Annotated in this window: 11 protein-coding genes and 1 tRNA gene; 9 read left to right on the forward strand and 3 right to left on the reverse strand. The window is 69.6% G+C overall.

Annotated features, from left to right (window positions below; translation table 11 throughout):
- Positions 1–48 precede the first annotated feature (48 nt).
- The 4 genes from VNE62_01585 to pknB all read left to right on the forward strand — a co-directional run bounded on the left by VNE62_01585 (position 49) and on the right by pknB (position 5,470).
- Positions 49–121: transfer RNA gene (locus tag VNE62_01585), tRNA-Gly, on the forward strand.
- Between the two features lie 177 nt (positions 122–298).
- A complete protein-coding gene (locus VNE62_01590; GenBank protein HVE90981.1) occupies positions 299–1,504 on the forward strand; it encodes a hypothetical protein in 1,206 nt (401 codons plus the stop codon).
- 38 nt (positions 1,505–1,542) lie between these two features.
- Positions 1,543–3,555: a PASTA domain-containing protein gene (locus VNE62_01595; GenBank protein HVE90982.1), complete on the forward strand. Its 2,013-nt coding sequence runs from the start codon at positions 1,543–1,545 to the stop codon at positions 3,553–3,555.
- Between the two features lie 70 nt (positions 3,556–3,625).
- Complete coding sequence (gene pknB / locus VNE62_01600; protein ID HVE90983.1) at positions 3,626–5,470, forward strand: Stk1 family PASTA domain-containing Ser/Thr kinase; 1,845 nt, start codon at positions 3,626–3,628, stop codon at positions 5,468–5,470.
- 9 nt (positions 5,471–5,479) lie between these two features.
- On the opposite strand, the gene VNE62_01605 is transcribed toward pknB, so the two are convergent.
- Together VNE62_01605 and VNE62_01610 are read right to left on the reverse strand one after the other, a co-directional pair.
- Positions 5,480–6,373, reverse strand: a complete 894-nt coding sequence (locus VNE62_01605; GenBank protein HVE90984.1) for an ABC transporter permease — start codon at positions 6,371–6,373, stop codon at positions 5,480–5,482.
- Positions 6,370–7,296: an ABC transporter ATP-binding protein gene (locus tag VNE62_01610; GenBank protein ID HVE90985.1), complete on the reverse strand. Its 927-nt coding sequence runs from the start codon at positions 7,294–7,296 to the stop codon at positions 6,370–6,372. Before VNE62_01610 ends, VNE62_01605 begins: the two co-directional genes overlap by 4 nt.
- Positions 7,297–7,421: 125 nt before the next feature.
- Here VNE62_01610 and VNE62_01615 point away from each other — a divergent pair, with 125 nt between their 5' ends.
- The 4 genes from VNE62_01615 (at position 7,422) to VNE62_01630 (ending at position 11,580) form a co-directional block, all read left to right on the forward strand.
- A complete protein-coding gene (locus tag VNE62_01615; protein ID HVE90986.1) occupies positions 7,422–9,125 on the forward strand; it encodes an AMP-binding protein in 1,704 nt (567 codons plus the stop codon).
- Between the two features lie 3 nt (positions 9,126–9,128).
- Positions 9,129–9,515 (forward strand): hypothetical protein, encoded by a 387-nt coding sequence (locus VNE62_01620; GenBank protein ID HVE90987.1) that lies wholly within the window; start codon positions 9,129–9,131, stop codon positions 9,513–9,515.
- 72 nt (positions 9,516–9,587) lie between these two features.
- A complete protein-coding gene (locus VNE62_01625) occupies positions 9,588–10,331 on the forward strand; it encodes a hypothetical protein (GenBank protein HVE90988.1) in 744 nt (247 codons plus the stop codon).
- Positions 10,332–10,425: 94 nt separating this feature from the next.
- Positions 10,426–11,580 (forward strand): M12 family metallo-peptidase, encoded by a 1,155-nt coding sequence (locus tag VNE62_01630; GenBank protein ID HVE90989.1) that lies wholly within the window; start codon positions 10,426–10,428, stop codon positions 11,578–11,580.
- A 10-nt stretch (positions 11,581–11,590) separates the two neighbouring features.
- On the opposite strand, the gene VNE62_01635 is transcribed toward VNE62_01630, so the two are convergent.
- The gene (locus tag VNE62_01635) at positions 11,591–12,469 is read right to left on the reverse strand and encodes a hypothetical protein (protein HVE90990.1); all 879 of its coding nucleotides are present in this window, start codon (positions 12,467–12,469) and stop codon (positions 11,591–11,593) included.
- A gap of 155 nt (positions 12,470–12,624) precedes the next feature.
- Here VNE62_01635 and VNE62_01640 point away from each other — a divergent pair.
- A partial coding sequence (locus tag VNE62_01640) for a glutamate synthase central domain-containing protein (protein HVE90991.1) occupies positions 12,625–14,981 on the forward strand: 2,357 nt, incomplete at its 3' end.

The following is a 14,981-nucleotide window of genomic DNA, read 5'->3' on the forward strand; positions in this document are numbered from 1 at the left end:
GGGAGGCTCGCTACCCCTGCATCCCACAATGGGTAAAATGAGTGCGCTGCGGACGTAGCTCAGTTGGTAGAGCACTACCTTGCCAAGGTAGATGTCGTGGGTTCGAATCCCATCGTCCGCTCTCACCCAGGTCCTGGCCACAGGGCGTTTTTGGTTCAGGCCGAGGCGGCCCCCGGGCTTCAGCCACCGTCGAACCGCCCCCGGTGAGGGGCTATGTTGAGTCGTGGACAGGGCTGGCGCTCCGCCGCGGGGCAGCAGAAGGACCAACACTCTCGCCGCCATTCTCTTCGCTACCTCTGTGGCGCTTGCGGCGTGGAGCCTGCTGATGTCGGTCGTCAACGCCCACGCCGAACACGCCGCAACGGCCGACTGGAACGGTTTCGCCGAGACCGCTGCCTGGTCCGCCCACATGCTTACCGCCTGCGCGCTGGGCTCCCTGGTGGTGGTCCGCAGCCGCGGGAACCGGGCAGGGTGGGCGTTCGCCGCCGGCGGCCTGTCGGGTTTGCTCGCCGTCGCGGCCGACCACTACGCCGGCTTCGCGCTGGTAACCCATCCAGGGACGTGGACCGGGGGCGTGGCCGCGAGGTTCGTCTCGTTTCTGGCGTTCTGCGCCTGCTGGACGGTTCTCGGTGCGATCCTTCCGCTGGTGTTCCCGACGGGTGCGACCGTGTCGCGCCGGTGGCGGCCCTTTGTGTGGCTCGCGGTGGCGGGGGGCGCCGCGTTCGGGGCCACGATCTTCAAGCCCGACGCCTTCCGCGACGACGGGTTGCTCGGCAACGTGCCGTCGGTGGTGAACCCGCTCGCGCTGCCGGCGCCGTCTGTGGTCCAGGCCATCGCCGATGCGGGCGTGTTTGCTCTGTTCGGCGCGATGTTCGCCGGCGTGGTGTCGCTTGTCGTACGGGCGGTGAGGTCGCACGGGGACGAACGCCAGCAGGTGAAGGTGGTGGCCTACGCGGCGGTCATGGTCACGGTTACCTCGCTGGCGGTCGCGAACTGGGCCCGCTACGTCGGCCACGTCCCGGGCGCGCGCGGAGCGATCTCGGTAGTGGAGGTCCTGATATTCCTCGCGCTGCCGGTGTCCCTGGCTCTGTCGGTCCTGAAGTACCGGCTGTACGACATCGACCGGATCATCAACCGGACGTTTGTTTACGCCGCCCTCACCGCAACCCTGGCGGCCGCGTATGCCGGCGGCGTGTTCCTCCTGGGCCAGGCGACGAGGCCTCTGACCCGCGGATCCGATGTGGCCGTGGCCGGGTCCACGCTCATGGTGGCGGGACTGTTCAGGCCGGCCAGGGCGAGGCTGCAGCGCTTTATCGACCGCAGGTTCAACCGTGTTCGCTACGACGCCGCGCGTACGCTGCAGGACTTCTCGGTCCACATGCGCGAGCAGACGGACCTCGAGTCGCTCGTGACCGAGCTCCGGGGCGTGGTGGCCCGTACGATGCAGCCGTCCCACGTGTCGCTCTGGCTCCCGGGACCACAGCAGCAACAAAAACAACAATAGTCGTCAAAAATCACAGGCTGCTGTAGCATGCGCGGACGATGGCCCTCAGCCCCACCCAGCAACCAGTCACCGGTGCCCTCATCGGAGGGCGCTACCTCGTTGAGACGCGGCTGGAACCGCAGGGCGAGATCTCCCGGTTCCGCGTGGTCGACCAGACCTCAGGGCGCACCTTCCTCCTGCGGCTGCTGCCTCAGCGCCTGTCCGGAGACCAGGCCTTCGTCGAGAGGCTGCAACGGTCCGCGGCGGGGGCCGCCTGCCTGACGCACCCCGGCATCGTCGCCGTCCGGGACTGGGGCCGCAGCGGACCGAGATTGTTCGTGGCATCCGAGATCGTGCCGGGGACGCCGCTGGGTGAGTTCATCGCCCGCGCCGGGGCAATGGACCCTCACGCGGCGCAGCGGGTCCTGTCGGCGGTCACCGCCGCCCTGGACCACGCCCATGCCCACGGCGTGACGCACGGAAGCGTCAACAGCGACTACGTCTGGATGCTGCCGGGCGGCGAGATCAAGGTCGTGGACTTCGGAGCCGCCGGCCTCCTGGAAAAGCCGTGGCCGTCGGCTCCCCCCGAGCCCGCCGGCGACATAGGCGGACTCGGCGCCCTGGCCTTCGAGATGCTCACCGGCAGGCGCCAACCACCTCCGGTGGCGGCCGTCCCTGCCATTGGCGCCCGAAACGCGGAATCGCAGACAGCACCGGCCATCGCACAGCCGAACGAGACGTCGCCCCTGCGACTGGTCGCCGATTCTCCGGCGGTCCCCGAAGCTTTCGGCGCCGACACCGCCGTCCTGCAGCCGGCGCTCATCGACTTCGAACCGGAAAGCGAAACTGCCGAGGCGGACCTGAACGCCACGATGTCCATTCCTTCCGGGTGGCTGGACTACGACGCACCGTCCAACCCCGCGGATACCGCCGAGACGAAGGTCGTCCCCATCGCCACAGACGGCGGGGCCGACGGCGGATTCCGCACGAGGAGCAGCGCCAGGATGCTGATCTTCCCGGCGATCGTCATGGCCCTGTTCGCGGCCGGACTCGCCTACGCCAAGGCGCCGCGGGGGGCTGAGGTCCCGGACGTCACCGCCGCGCGGCAAGCAGCCGCCGTCCGGACTCTGCGCGAGGCTGGGTTCACGGTCCGCACCTCGACCGAGTTCCACACGGACGTGGCCACGGGCAGCGTCCTGCGAACGGACCCGGCGGCGGGCCGTTCCCTGGACCGGGGAGCCCCCGTCACCGTCTACGTTTCGGGAGGTCCCCCGCCGCTCGAGCTGCCGTCGGTCACCGGCCGAGGCCTCAGCTCCGCCAAAAAGGCGCTGGAGACAGCCGGGTTCGTCGTCGGAGAGGTCTCAAGGGAGATGAGCGAGGAGGTGGCGACCGGTGTCGTCATCTCGCAGAACCCGGAGGCCGGACAGGCTCAGGCCGGCGCGACCGTCGATCTGGTCGTCAGCTCCGGACCGGAGGCCGTCACGCTCCCATCGATGTCGGGCATGACGCTCGACGCGGCCAGACGCGCGCTCACCGAAGCCGGTTTCAAGACCGGGTCGGTAACCCACGCCGCCGACCCCAAGGCACAGGCGGGCACAGTGGTCTCACAGCGCCCGGCCCCCGGAAAGGCGAAGAGCGGGACGAAGGTGGACCTGGTCGTCAGCAAGGGCGCAGACACGGTCGCGCTGCCGCGGGTCGCCGGAAAGACCCGCGCCGCTGCTGTCGCCGCGCTGACGGCGGCCGGACTTATTCCCGTGGTGACGCTCGAGAACTCCGGCAGCGTCGCCGAAGGAGTGGTCATCAGGACGGCCCCGTCATCCACCACCGCCCCCAGGGGGTCGAAGGTGACCGTAGTTGTGTCCAGGGGTCCGAAGGTGATCAGCGTGCCGAACTTCGTCGGGATGACCAGGACGCAGGCCCGATCTCGGGCCCAGTCGCTGGGACTGAAGGTGTCAGGCGAGGAGGCGGTCCCCGGGTCCGGACGGCCCTCCGGCCAGATCCAGGGCCAGTCGCCCGCGGCGGGCACTTCCCTCCGGTCCGGCGCCGGCATCCGCCTGTTCTACGCGGCGTGACGCGCGGCCGGACCCCCGGCGCGAAAGACTTACATCCATGTCATTCGGCGAATAGGATGGTCCGGCTCCCATGACCCAGACGCACACGCAGCCCGACTCGCGCATCGGCGCCGTCCTGGCCGGGCGCTACCGCTTGGACTCAAGGCTCGCCGCGGGCGGAATGGCCGTCGTTTACCGCGCCACCGACCAGGTCCTGGGACGTCAGGTCGCGGTCAAGATCATGCATCCGGCGCTCGCCTACGACGGCGGCTTCGTCGAGAGGTTCCGACGGGAGGCCCAGAACGCCGCCCGGCTGAACCACGCCAACATCGCCATGGTCCACGACTGGGGCCACGAGGACGAAACCGTCTTCATGGTGATGGAGCTCGTGGAAGGCACGAGCTTGCGCGAGATGCTCGACAGGTTCGGGCGTCTGGACCAGGCCACGGCAAAGGCCGTGGTTTCGGGTGTGGCGGCGGCGCTGGACCACGCGCACGCCCGCTCGCTGGTGCACCGCGACGTCAAGCCGGAGAACGTCCTCATAACCCCCGACGGCGGAGTGAAGGTCGTCGACTTCGGCGTCGCGCGCGCGCTGGGTCCGGACGCGGTGAGGCTCACCACCGACGGGGCCCTCGGGACCGTGGCCTACATCGCTCCGGAGCAGCTGACCGACCGCGACGCCGACGCCAGGGCCGACGTCTACGCACTGGGAGTCATGACCTACGAGATGCTCACGGGCCGCGCGGCGTTCACCGGCGAGACGCCCTCTGCGGTGGCCGCCGCCCGTCTCACCCACTCGGTCCCCTCCCCCGGCGTGTCGCCCCAGGTGGACGGGGCGGTCGCCCGTGCCACGGCTCTGCGACCGGAGGACCGGTTCGAGTCCGCCGGCGCCCTGGCCGACGCGCTGGGCGGCGGGAGCGGCGTGACCCAGTTCCACGAGACGCAGGAGGTTTCGGTCCAGCCGGTGGCACAGCCCACCACCGTCATCCCACTCCCAGGCGAAGGGACCCGGCGACTGCGCCGGAAGCGCACCACCGGCCGCAGGGCACGGCGCCGGCTGTGGCCGTGGCTGGCCCTGCTTCTGGTCCTGTCGGCCGGGGCCGCGGGGGCCTACGAGTTCGGCCTGCGCACAACGACGGTCCCACAGATTGCCGGGCTCACCGAAGTGGGAGCGGAACAGAAGCTGCAGCGCGCGGAGCTTCGGATCGGCCCCCGAACAGAGACGTTCCACGACACCGTGCCCGCGGGGACGATCGTCAGCACGAGTCCGGAGTCCGGACAGCGCGCGCGTCCCAAGTCCGAGGTCGCGGTGGTCGTCTCAAAGGGACCCGAGATGCTGAGGGTCCCGTCGGTCGTCGGCAAACCGTCGGAGCAAGCGAGGACGATCCTCACCGAGGACGGATTCACCGTCGGTGAGGAGTCCGAGAGCTTCCACAATTCGATCCCCGCCGGCTCGGTCGCGGCCCAGGACCCGGCGGAGGGAAAGCTCAAACGAGGAGCGCCCATCGCGCTGGTCGTCAGCAAGGGGCCGGACCTGGTGCCGGTGCCGCAGGGCCTGTCCGGGGTGGGAGCCGAGGAAGCCAGGCGTCAGATCCGCGCGGCGGGATTCGCGCCTGCGTCGGTGGACGACTTCTCCGACACCGTCGCCGAAGGCCGGGTCATACGCACCGACCCGGCGGGAGCAGCACGGGCCGTCCGGGGATCAAAGGTGACCGTCGTCGTCTCCAAGGGCCCTCGCACCTTCGCGATGCCGAGCCTCGTGGGGATGACGGCAGAGGGGGCCAAGCAAAAGATCAAGGAGCTGGGTTTGGTCCTGGGGCGGGAGATCGAGGTCCCAGGGTCGGCGAGCCCGAAGGGTCAGGTCCAGGGACAGAACCCCTCGGCCGGCACCCAGGTGCGCAAGGGGGCCAAGGCCGACATCTACGTGGCGGGCTGAGCCGAGGGCTCAGATGTCCTTGGAGATGAAGGTCGCGTAAGCCGCGCCGGTGACCACTGCCAGGTAACACAGCACGACACCCGTCGCCGCCAGCGCGCTGCGGGGCGCCATCGTTGAAAAGCGGCCACTGGAGCCAAACGAGGCGAGTCCCAGCACATGGTTGAGGTTCTCCGAGAGCAGCAACGGTCGCAGCTTGCCGTTTCTCCATAGGCCGATGAGCGACTCGGCGATCCCGTACAGGAACCACAGCACTATGGGGGCTGCCGTGTTGCGGGCGATGGACGCCAGCGTCATCCCGATCAGAGCCGCCGAGGCTGCCACGAATCCCCCACGCAGCCACAACCCCGCCATGGACCACCAGAAAGATCCGTTCGCGCCCGCGGCGGTCCCCCGCGCGAGCGTCGCGGGCATCACGGCGGCAACGAGCAGGAGCAGGACGACCACAGCCCCCACAAAAGCGGCCGCGCCTCCGGCGGCCAGCTTCGCCGCCAGCACCCTGCCTCTGCGGGGCTCCCACGTGAGAAGCGTCTGCATGTTGCCCGAGGCCCACTCCGCGCCGATGAGCGAGGCCCCCATCACCACCGCCAGGACGGGCAGCAGCTGGCGAGCAACACCCCGGGTGATGTCGGGCAGTGCGGAGGCCAGACGAAAGCGCCTGTCCCCCACGAACTGGTTCGAGCACGTCTGCTCCTCGATGCGGGGGTCCAGGCGTCCGCCGCGCCGGATCTGCTCGAGGCACTGCGCCCGCCGCTTTTCGACCTGCGCGTCGTCGACCGGCTTCTGCGAGGACGTGAAGGCGAAGACGCCGACCAGCGCGGCTACCGCCACGCCGATCACCAACAGCATCACCGGGAGTTTGCGCGAACGCAGGCGGAGGAACTCGGCCGAAAGAAGCGCCCTCAAACCGACTCCCCGCCCGTCAGCTCAAGGAACACCGACTCCAGGCTCAGCTCCTCGGCGCGCAGCTCCGACAGGTAGATGCCCTCCTGGGCCAGCAGTTTGTTGATTTCCGACCCCTGCTCTGCGGACGCAGCCACGAGGAGGTGGTCGTCGGACAGCTCGACCGGGTAGCCCGCGGAGGTCAGGACGCGAGCGGCCGTCTTGATCCGCCGGGTGTTCGGGAGCCGGACGACCAGAGCGGCGGCTCCCCTGCTGGCGATCACCTCGGCCACGGGTCCGGCTGCTATACAGCGGCCGCGCTGGATGATCGCCACCGAGTCGCAGATCAGCTGGATCTCCTGGAGAAGGTGGCTGGACAAAAACACGGTCCTGCCCTCGCGGGCAAGCGATCGCAGCAGGTCGCGCACCTCCTTGAGGCCGGCCGGGTCCAGTCCGTTGCCGGGCTCGTCCAGGATCAGAAGCTGCGGGTCCTTGAGCAGCACGGCGGCCAGGGCAAGACGCTGGCGCATTCCAAGGGAGTACCCCTTGATCGCGTCGTCGCCCCGGGAGCCCAGCCCCACGCGGTCCAGGACCTCGTCCACGCGGGCCCTGGGCAATCCGGCCGCCCGTGCCAGCACCTCGAGATGGCGCCTCCCGCTGAACCGTCCGAAGAACGCCGGCGCCTCGACGACCGATCCCACCTTTCCAATGACACGGTCCAGGCGCGACGGGACGTCCTGACCCAGCATCCGGCACGAGCCCTCGGTTGGCGCGGCAAGTCCCAGCAGGCAACGGATCGTGGTCGTCTTTCCGGAGCCGTTGGGGCCGAGGAACCCGAACACCGATCCGGACGGCACCGCCATGGTCAGGCCGTCGACCGCGAGCTTGCTGCCGCGCAGCCTCGACCGGTAGACCTTGCGCAGCGCGCGAACCTCTATTGCGTTCACGGCTCATCCTGACCGCGGGGCGCGCATGGATTCAAACGGGACCTCCACGGAAGCGGCCGCGAGCGAGCCTGTGGATGATCGAATAATCTCGACTTCCGCCCCACGCCCCGCCGGGAGGTCCAGCCTTGTTGTCGCCACAGTTTTGCAGCATCAACGACGCACTTCAGCAGCGCAGTTCCAGCCCACGGGGCATCACCTTCGTCGACTTCGACGGCGATCGTGAGACCTGGACCTGGGGAAAGCTTGCTGAGATCGCGCGGTCGTGCGCGGGTGCCTGGCTGGACCTCGGTGTCCGTCCCGGCGACCGGGTCGGGCTGCTGGGGTCCACGACCCCGGACTTCGTAGCCTGCGTGTTCGGCGCCTGGGCCGCCGGGGCGGTTGCCGTCCCTCTTGCGGTGCCGATGCGCCTTTCGGACCCCGGCGCCCTTGTCGACGAGGTCCGGTCAAGAGCGGATAAGGCCCGCTTGTCCGCTCTGGCGCTGGACCCCCGCTTCGCCGCGTTCCCCGACCTGCTCACACTCGGCCCCCCGACGGCGACGTTCGAGGACGTGCGCGCGGCGGGGCGCGACGTCGATTTCGCACAGCAACAGACCGACGACCCGGCGCTCATCCAGTTCACCTCCGGGTCCACCGCCCGGCCGAAGGGGGTCGTGCTGTCCCAGGGATGTCTGATGCGCAACGCCGAGTCGGGTGGCCGGCAGGTGGACTTCGGCCCGGAGGACGTGGCGGTCAGCTGGCTCCCGCTTTTCCACGACTTCGGTCTGATCGGACTGACCCTGTGGCCGCTGTACTGGGACATGTCGGCCTACCTCATCGCGCCCGAAGTGTTCATCTCGTCTCCGAAGATCTGGATCGAGACCCTCTCCAGGGCCGGCGGCACGATCACCGCCGCCCCCAACTTCGCCTACGGGCTGGCCACCCGGGTGCTCCGCAACGCAGAGACGACGTACGACCTGTCCCGGCTGCGGGTCGCCGCAAACGGCGCGGAGCCCGTGGACGCCAAGACCATGGAGGAACTAGCGGCCGTCGGTGCCCGCCACGGACTGCGCCCGGAGGCGCTGCTGCCCGTGTACGGCCTGGCGGAGGCAACCCTGGGAGTGGCGGCTCCCCGGCCGGGAGCCGCGCGCGCAGCCCGCTGGGCCGATGCCGAGGCTCTTGCCGAAAAAAGTGTCGCCGTGGAAGTGCCGGCGGGCACGCCCGGAGCACGGCCTCTGGTGTCGGTCGGCTACCCCGTCCTGGGCTGCGAGATCGAGATCCGCTCCGAGACCGGCGAAAAGGTTCCGGACGGCCACGTCGGCGAGGTCTGCGTGCGAAGCGAGTCGGCCATGGTTGGCTACTTCGAAGACCCCGAGGAGACAGACAAGGTCCTGCAGGACGGTTGGATCAAGACGGGCGACCTCGGGCTGTGGGGCCCGGACGGCCTGGTGATCACCGGCAGGCTCAAGGACATGATCATCGTCGGCGGGCGCAATCTGTACCCCGAGGATGCCGAGCGCGCCGCCAACAACGTGCCGGGCGTCCGGCGGGGCAACGCGGTGGCTTTTGGCATCCTTGAGCGGGCGCGGGAAGGCCTGGTCGTGATCGCCGAGACGCGTCTGCACGGCGAAGAGGCCGCACGGCTCGCACGGCAGGTCGCCACCGAGGTCCGCCACGCGATGCGCGTCGCCGCCGACCAGGTGGTCCTCCTCGCGCCGGGTTCGCTGCCAAAGACCCCGTCCGGGAAGCTGCAGCGGCGCCTCACCCGAAGGCTGCACGAGACGGGCGAGCTCCTGCACAACGCGGTGGCCACCGCAGGACGCGCCCTGGGCAAGACGGAGGCCGCGCGCTAGGCGATGGGCGGCCGGAGCTTTGACTTCGCCTTTGAGCCCCGCTTCGTAAAGCCTCTGTCGTTGATCGGAGTGACGCCCTCCACCGCCCGGGTGGTCGTGGACGCCGGAGTCCTGGACGCCCGGTTCGGACCATGGCGGGTCCGCACGGGACTGGACAACATCACGGGGGCCGAGATCACGGGTCCGTACCGTTGGTACCGAGCGATAGGGCCCCGGCTGTCGCTGTCCGACCGCGGGCTCACGTTCGGCACCAACATCCGCACGGGACTGTGCCTGTCGTTTCGCGAGCCGGTCCCGGGCCTGGACCCCCTCGGGGTCATGCGCCATGCAGGGCTTACCCTCACGGTGGCCGACACGTCCGCTCTGGCGGAGGCGGTCCTGAAGCCCTGAGCACCGGTTCCCGCGTGGGGCATTTGTTAAGTTCCGCCTGCTGATGGGGGAAGCGGTGCTAGCTTGGGAGCCGTGCCTTCACCCGATGTCCTCGTCGCAGCCGGGCTCGGGGCCGCGATCGTGGTCCTGCTCGGGGCGCGACTGACGCGAAAGCCCCGGGCTTCGGCGACAGTCGCTAATTCGACCTCGCCGGACCCGATCTCTGCGTTCACGCCCAGAGAGCACAGCGAACGTCCCCGTCCGCGGATGTGGCCGGTGCTGGCGCTGGTCCCATGCCTGATCGCGGTGGCCGCCGGAGCACTCGAGAGCTCGCGCCGCAGCGACGAGGTGGCCACACGCGTGGTGTCACGGAGCCCCGGGCCCTTTCTTGTGACCATCGAGGAGACGCCGCCGCCCGAGGCGTCCCCGGAGGCTGCCGCGGAGTCCGCATCCCCTTCACCCTCTGCGCTTCAGTCGCAGGCCGCAGCCAGGCCCACGCCGCGCAGGACTGCCACGCCCGGGGTGAGGGCCGCCCCGACGGCGACTGCCCGGGCCACTGCCACGAGCAAAGCCGGGCCCGCGATATCGGGCACCGGGACCTGCTCGGGCGGGAAGGCCCAGGTCAACGTGACCGTGACGGCGCGGCCGGGCACGACGCTGTCCAGCCTGAAGATCACCTTCGACGGGTCGGTCTTAAAGCAGCCGGGGGTCTCGGGGCAGCCGAAGTTCAACGGGTCTTTCGGCCGCACGGCGTCCGCCGGTAAGCACAGCTTCACGGCGTCGGCGACCGGCAGCAACGGGATGTCGTCCAGCAGCAACTTCGCCGTCACCTGCTGACACAGACGCCTCCCTGCCGTCCGCCGACGGGAGGAGTCGGCGTATCCCCGGCGAAGAAGTCCATGCCGGTACTCCCCCCCCCAAGGCGGCAGTTATGAAGGTGCGAGCGGTCTCACTGCTCTTGGTCGTGGCATTGATGGCCGCCGTCCCCGGGCCCCGGGAAGCCACTTCCTCCGTCTCCGTCCCAGCACTCCAACCAGCAGCCGCCACGGCTCTGGCAGCCGGACGTTCCGTCACGCTGAGGCTGGGCACCCTCGCGCTGCGGATGACAGCCGCGCCTCGGGAGATGCTCGCGCCCGACGCCGGCGTGTGGGTGGTTCGCGACGGACACACCACGCCCGCGCCACGCGCGGCGACGACCACGTACATCGGCCGGCTAACCCCCGACCCGGGACTGTCCGTGCGGCTTTCGATCCGCGGCGGCGTCGTCGAAGGCCTGGTCATCGACCGGACCGGGTCCGGCTGGGTGCTGCTGCCGAGGCCGGACGGAGGCGCGGACGCCAGAGCCTTTGAGTCCCTGGACCGCGACGCCCCGGGCGGCGAGGAGGGACTCCACCCGCCCCAGCCCATGGCGGCGGCAGGTAGCCCTTCACCTGCAGCGGCGCCCGGGACCCTCGTCCTGCGGCTGGCCCTGGAGGCCGACCACCTGTTCTGGACGTTCAACCGCAACACGTGGCAGCAGAAGATGGAGGAACTGGCCAGCTACCTGGAAGCGGTGTACGACCCGCAGCTCGACCTGCGCGTCCAGATCACGGACCTTAGCGCCTGGACGACCCCCGATCCCTACACCGCGCCCAACGCCTGCAACCCCGGGAAGCTCGAGCAGGTCACGGACTACTGGCTCCGCAACCGCGGCGAAGTCCCTCGCGACGCGGTCCACCTGTTCACCCCGTCGCTGACCGGAAACTTCATCGGGTGCGCCTGGATCCAGCGGCTGAACGACCCTTATGCGGTCGGCGTCAGCCGCATCGTGTCGTCGCCGGTCAACCTGCTCAACAACGTGAACCTGCTGGCCCATGAGATCGGGCACAACTTCGGCGGGATCCACGAGCGCAGCGTCGGCGCGTACGCCGCCACCGGCAACAGCTCTCGCTCCGGCACCCCGCCGTACTCGATCATGAATCCCATAGCCGAGGGCGGCGTCCTGCAGTTCAGCGAGCTGCGGGGGGTCAGGTCGCCCACCACCGGCTGGGAGCTCAACAACCGCGACCCGATGAGGACGTACGCCGAGTCACGCCTGGGACGCTAGGGAGTGCGGGTCAGCAGGCCGTAAGGGACTCCGCGCGGCAGGCGTCTCTTCCCAAACCCCCGTCGGCCGAGTCGCTGCCGGAGTCGCCCGACAGCGAGTCGTTGCCGGAGCCTCCCGACAGCCTGTCGTTGCCCGTCCCGCCGCGGATGGCGTCGTTGCCGGACCCACCAACCAGGTTGTCGTTGCCGCCTGCCCCGTTGATGGCGTCGTTGCCGCCGAGTCCGTACACCAGGTCATTTCCTCCGAGGCCGTTGATGGAGTCGCCGTAGTGGGAGCCGCAGATCACGTCCGCCCCGCTCGTCCCCCTGATGGATCGGCCTGAGCGGGCGCCGCGGGCGTCCAGGGTGCAGGCAAGGGTGGCGAACGAAACACTGTCGGAGTTGTTCGTCGGATCCGGGTCCGGCTGTGCCGCCTGCGCTTCCGCGAAATTCGAGAAGGTGGAACCAGGGGCCGCCCGGTCGGTCACGACCAGGTGATAGATGGCGTTGGCCGCGAAATTCTCGGCTAGCGAATCCTTGGAGCACCGCAGCTCCGGACTCGTCGGGTGGACGGTGCAGTCCATGGTGTGGAACGGGCCTCCAACGCTCACGATCCGCAGTTCGGCTGGCACGTCGTCGGTCGCGACGATCTCTGTGGCCTCGGCCGGACCGTGGTTTGCGACCGTGATCGCGCACTGGATCCGGTCGCCGGGTGACACGATCAGCGGTTGCTGGTCCGAGGCGGAGGTGTCCGTGTTCTGGTTCCTGCAGGTCTTCAGCAGCTCCAGATCAGCCGTTCCCTCCTGGGCGGAGGCCGGAACAGCCGGAAGAAACGTCGAGCCTGCCAGGAGCAGCGCGGTGGTCAGGACGCATCTGGCGCGTAGAAGCAGGGTGGGGCGTGACCGTGTCATGGAGGCAATCTCCTCGTTGGATGGCTGACGACAATTACGGCAGTCATCATGCCGCAACGGGTACGACCGACGCCCGTCACCTGGCGCGGGTAACCTTTCGGCGGGCAACGGCGCTCCGCGGTTCGCGGGCGTCGTTTTTTCTTGGAGGAACCGCCATGCGCCAGCACCCGGCCGCCGAGCGCGATGCCTGCGGGATCGGCTTCGTTGCCGACGCGCGGGGACGTCCGAGCCGTCAGATCGTGGAGGCGGCTGTCCAAGCCCTGTGCCGCGTCGTGCACCGCGGTGCGGTGGCGTCCGACGAGCTGACAGGTGACGGGTCCGGGATCCTGGCCCCCATCCCCCGACGGATTTTCGGGGAGGCCGGCGTCGCGATGGTCTTCTCCGACGGCACCCACGAGGCGCGCGGGATGGTCGAGTCGGCCGCCCGCGAAGAGGGACTCGTGCCGGTGGACTGGCGCGAGGTGCCGGTGGACCCCGCGGCCCTGGGCAAGATCGCGCGGGAGTCGATGCCCGTCGTCCAGCAGCTCCTGTTCGAGATCCCCGACGGCGACGCCGAGGAGGCCGAGCGACGGTGCTATCGAGCCCGGCGGCGAGCGGAGCTCGCCGCCGGGGATACGCGGGTGAGGCTGTACGTGCCGTCATGGTCCACGCGGACCGTCACCTACAAGGCGTTGTCCGCGGCGACCCAGCTGGCCAACTTCTACTCCGACCTCGCCGACGACCGCTTTGAGTCGGCTTTCGCCATCTTCCACCAGCGCTATTCGACCAACACGCGCCCCACCTGGGAGCGCGCGCAGCCGTTCCGGATGCTGTGCCACAACGGCGAGGTCAACACCATCGCCGGCAACGTCAACTGGATGCGCGCCCGGGAGGGCCGGCTGGGAGGCGCTCTGGGGGTCCAGGGTCAGGTGGTCAGCGCGTCCGGCTCCGACTCGTCCATCCTGGACGAGGTCGTCGAGCTGCTGGTGCGCGGCGGACGCGATGTCCGGCACTCGCTTTCGATGCTGGTGCCTGCGCACTGGGACGGCCGCAGCGACCTCGACGAGGAGGTCCGCGGGTTCTTCCGCTACCACTCGTGCCTCGTCGAGCCTTGGGACGGGCCGGCCGGGATCGTGTTCACCGACGGCGTCCGAGTGGGCGCCTGCCTGGACCGAAACGGGCTCCGGCCCCTGCGTACGCAGGTCTGCCAGGACGGGCTGGTGGTCGTGTCCAGCGAGGTGGGCACGGTGGACGTAGACGGCCGCGGGCCCGTCACGAGAGGGCGGCTGGAGGCCGGCGCCATGCTGTGCGTCGACCCGGGCCTTCCGCACCCGGTCCAGCAGAATTCAGAGGTCAAGCGTTCCCTCGCCACGATCCGTCCATTCGGGCAGTGGGCTCGGCGGCTGACCGCCTGCTCCCCCGGCTCCCCCGCCGCAGCGGTACCGGACGACCTGACCGCCCAGCAGGTGGCCTTCGGGTTCACACGCGAGGAGCTCGCGGTGATCGTGGAGCCGATGGCGAAAGCGGGCAAGGAGCCGGTGTCGTCCATGGGCGACGACACCCAGGAGCCGTTCCTTTCGCCGTGCGGACGTCCGGTCTTTGCGTTTCTGAAACAGCGATTCGCGCAGGTGACCAACCCCCCGATCGACCACCTTCGGGAGCGGCTGGTGATGTCGCTGCGCACGCTGGCAGGCCCGCGGGCGCCGCTTCTGGAGGACGGTCCGCAGGCCTGCGACCTCCTGGAGTTCGGGTCCTTTTTCGTGTTCCCGGAGGCGGTCGACGACCTGTTCGCCGATGCGCCGTGGCCTGTGGCTCTGCTTGACTCCACCTACGAGCCGTCGAGCGGGTCTCTCGGGGAAGCAGTCACAAGACTGTCCGGAGAGGCGGTCGAGTCCGTCCGGGCGGGAGCGGGGATCGTCGTGGTGTCGGACCGGGCGTGCGGCCCGGCTCGCGCTCCGATCCCGTCGGTCCTGGCGGCGGGGGCCGTCCATCACGCGCTGATGCGCGAGGGACTGCGGACGTGCGCCTCGGTCGTCGTGGACTCGGGGGAGCCCCGCGAGACGCACCACTTCGCGTGCCTGCTCGGGTACGGCGCCGACCTCGTCTGTCCCCGCCTGGCGCTGGCCACGATCGCCGATCGCGCGGCCGGCGGAATGATCGAGGGGATGGCGGCCGCCGAGGCGCTGACGTCATACAGGACGGCGGCGGAGGACGGCGTTCTGAAGATCATGTCCAAGATGGGCATCTCCACCCTGGACTCCTACCGGGGGGCCCAGTTGTTCGAGGCGGTGGGGCTCGGCCCCGATGTGATTCACAGCTGCCTGACAGGTACACCATCGCTGATGTCCGGGCTTTCGCTGGCTCAGATCCACGACGACGTGGCCGCGCGACACGCCGCCGCGTACGGCTCGCCGAAGCCGGCGCTGTCCCGGCCCGGGTTCGTCAAGCACCGCCCGAACGGCGAGTACCACCACAACAACCCCGGAGTCGTGGAAACCCTTCACGACCTGGTCGGCGCCGGCTCGACCAAACG

This window comes from Actinomycetota bacterium, assembly GCA_035536535.1.
In the GTDB taxonomy this organism is placed as follows: domain Bacteria; phylum Actinomycetota; class JAICYB01; order JAICYB01; family JAICYB01; genus DATLNZ01.

What these genes read in the sequence shown, in the direction of transcription:
- VNE62_01595 (HVE90982.1), top strand. Translation starts at nt 1,543, where the DNA reads ATGGCCCTCAGCCCCACCCAGCAACCAGTCACCGGTGCCCTCATCGGA.
- pknB (HVE90983.1), top strand. Translation starts at nt 3,626, where the DNA reads ATGACCCAGACGCACACGCAGCCCGACTCGCGCATCGGCGCCGTCCTG.
- VNE62_01620 (HVE90987.1), top strand. Translation starts at nt 9,129, where the DNA reads ATGGGCGGCCGGAGCTTTGACTTCGCCTTTGAGCCCCGCTTCGTAAAG.
- VNE62_01630 (HVE90989.1), top strand. Translation starts at nt 10,426, where the DNA reads ATGAAGGTGCGAGCGGTCTCACTGCTCTTGGTCGTGGCATTGATGGCC.
- VNE62_01635 (HVE90990.1), bottom strand. Translation starts at nt 12,469, where the DNA reads ATGACACGGTCACGCCCCACCCTGCTTCTACGCGCCAGATGCGTCCTG.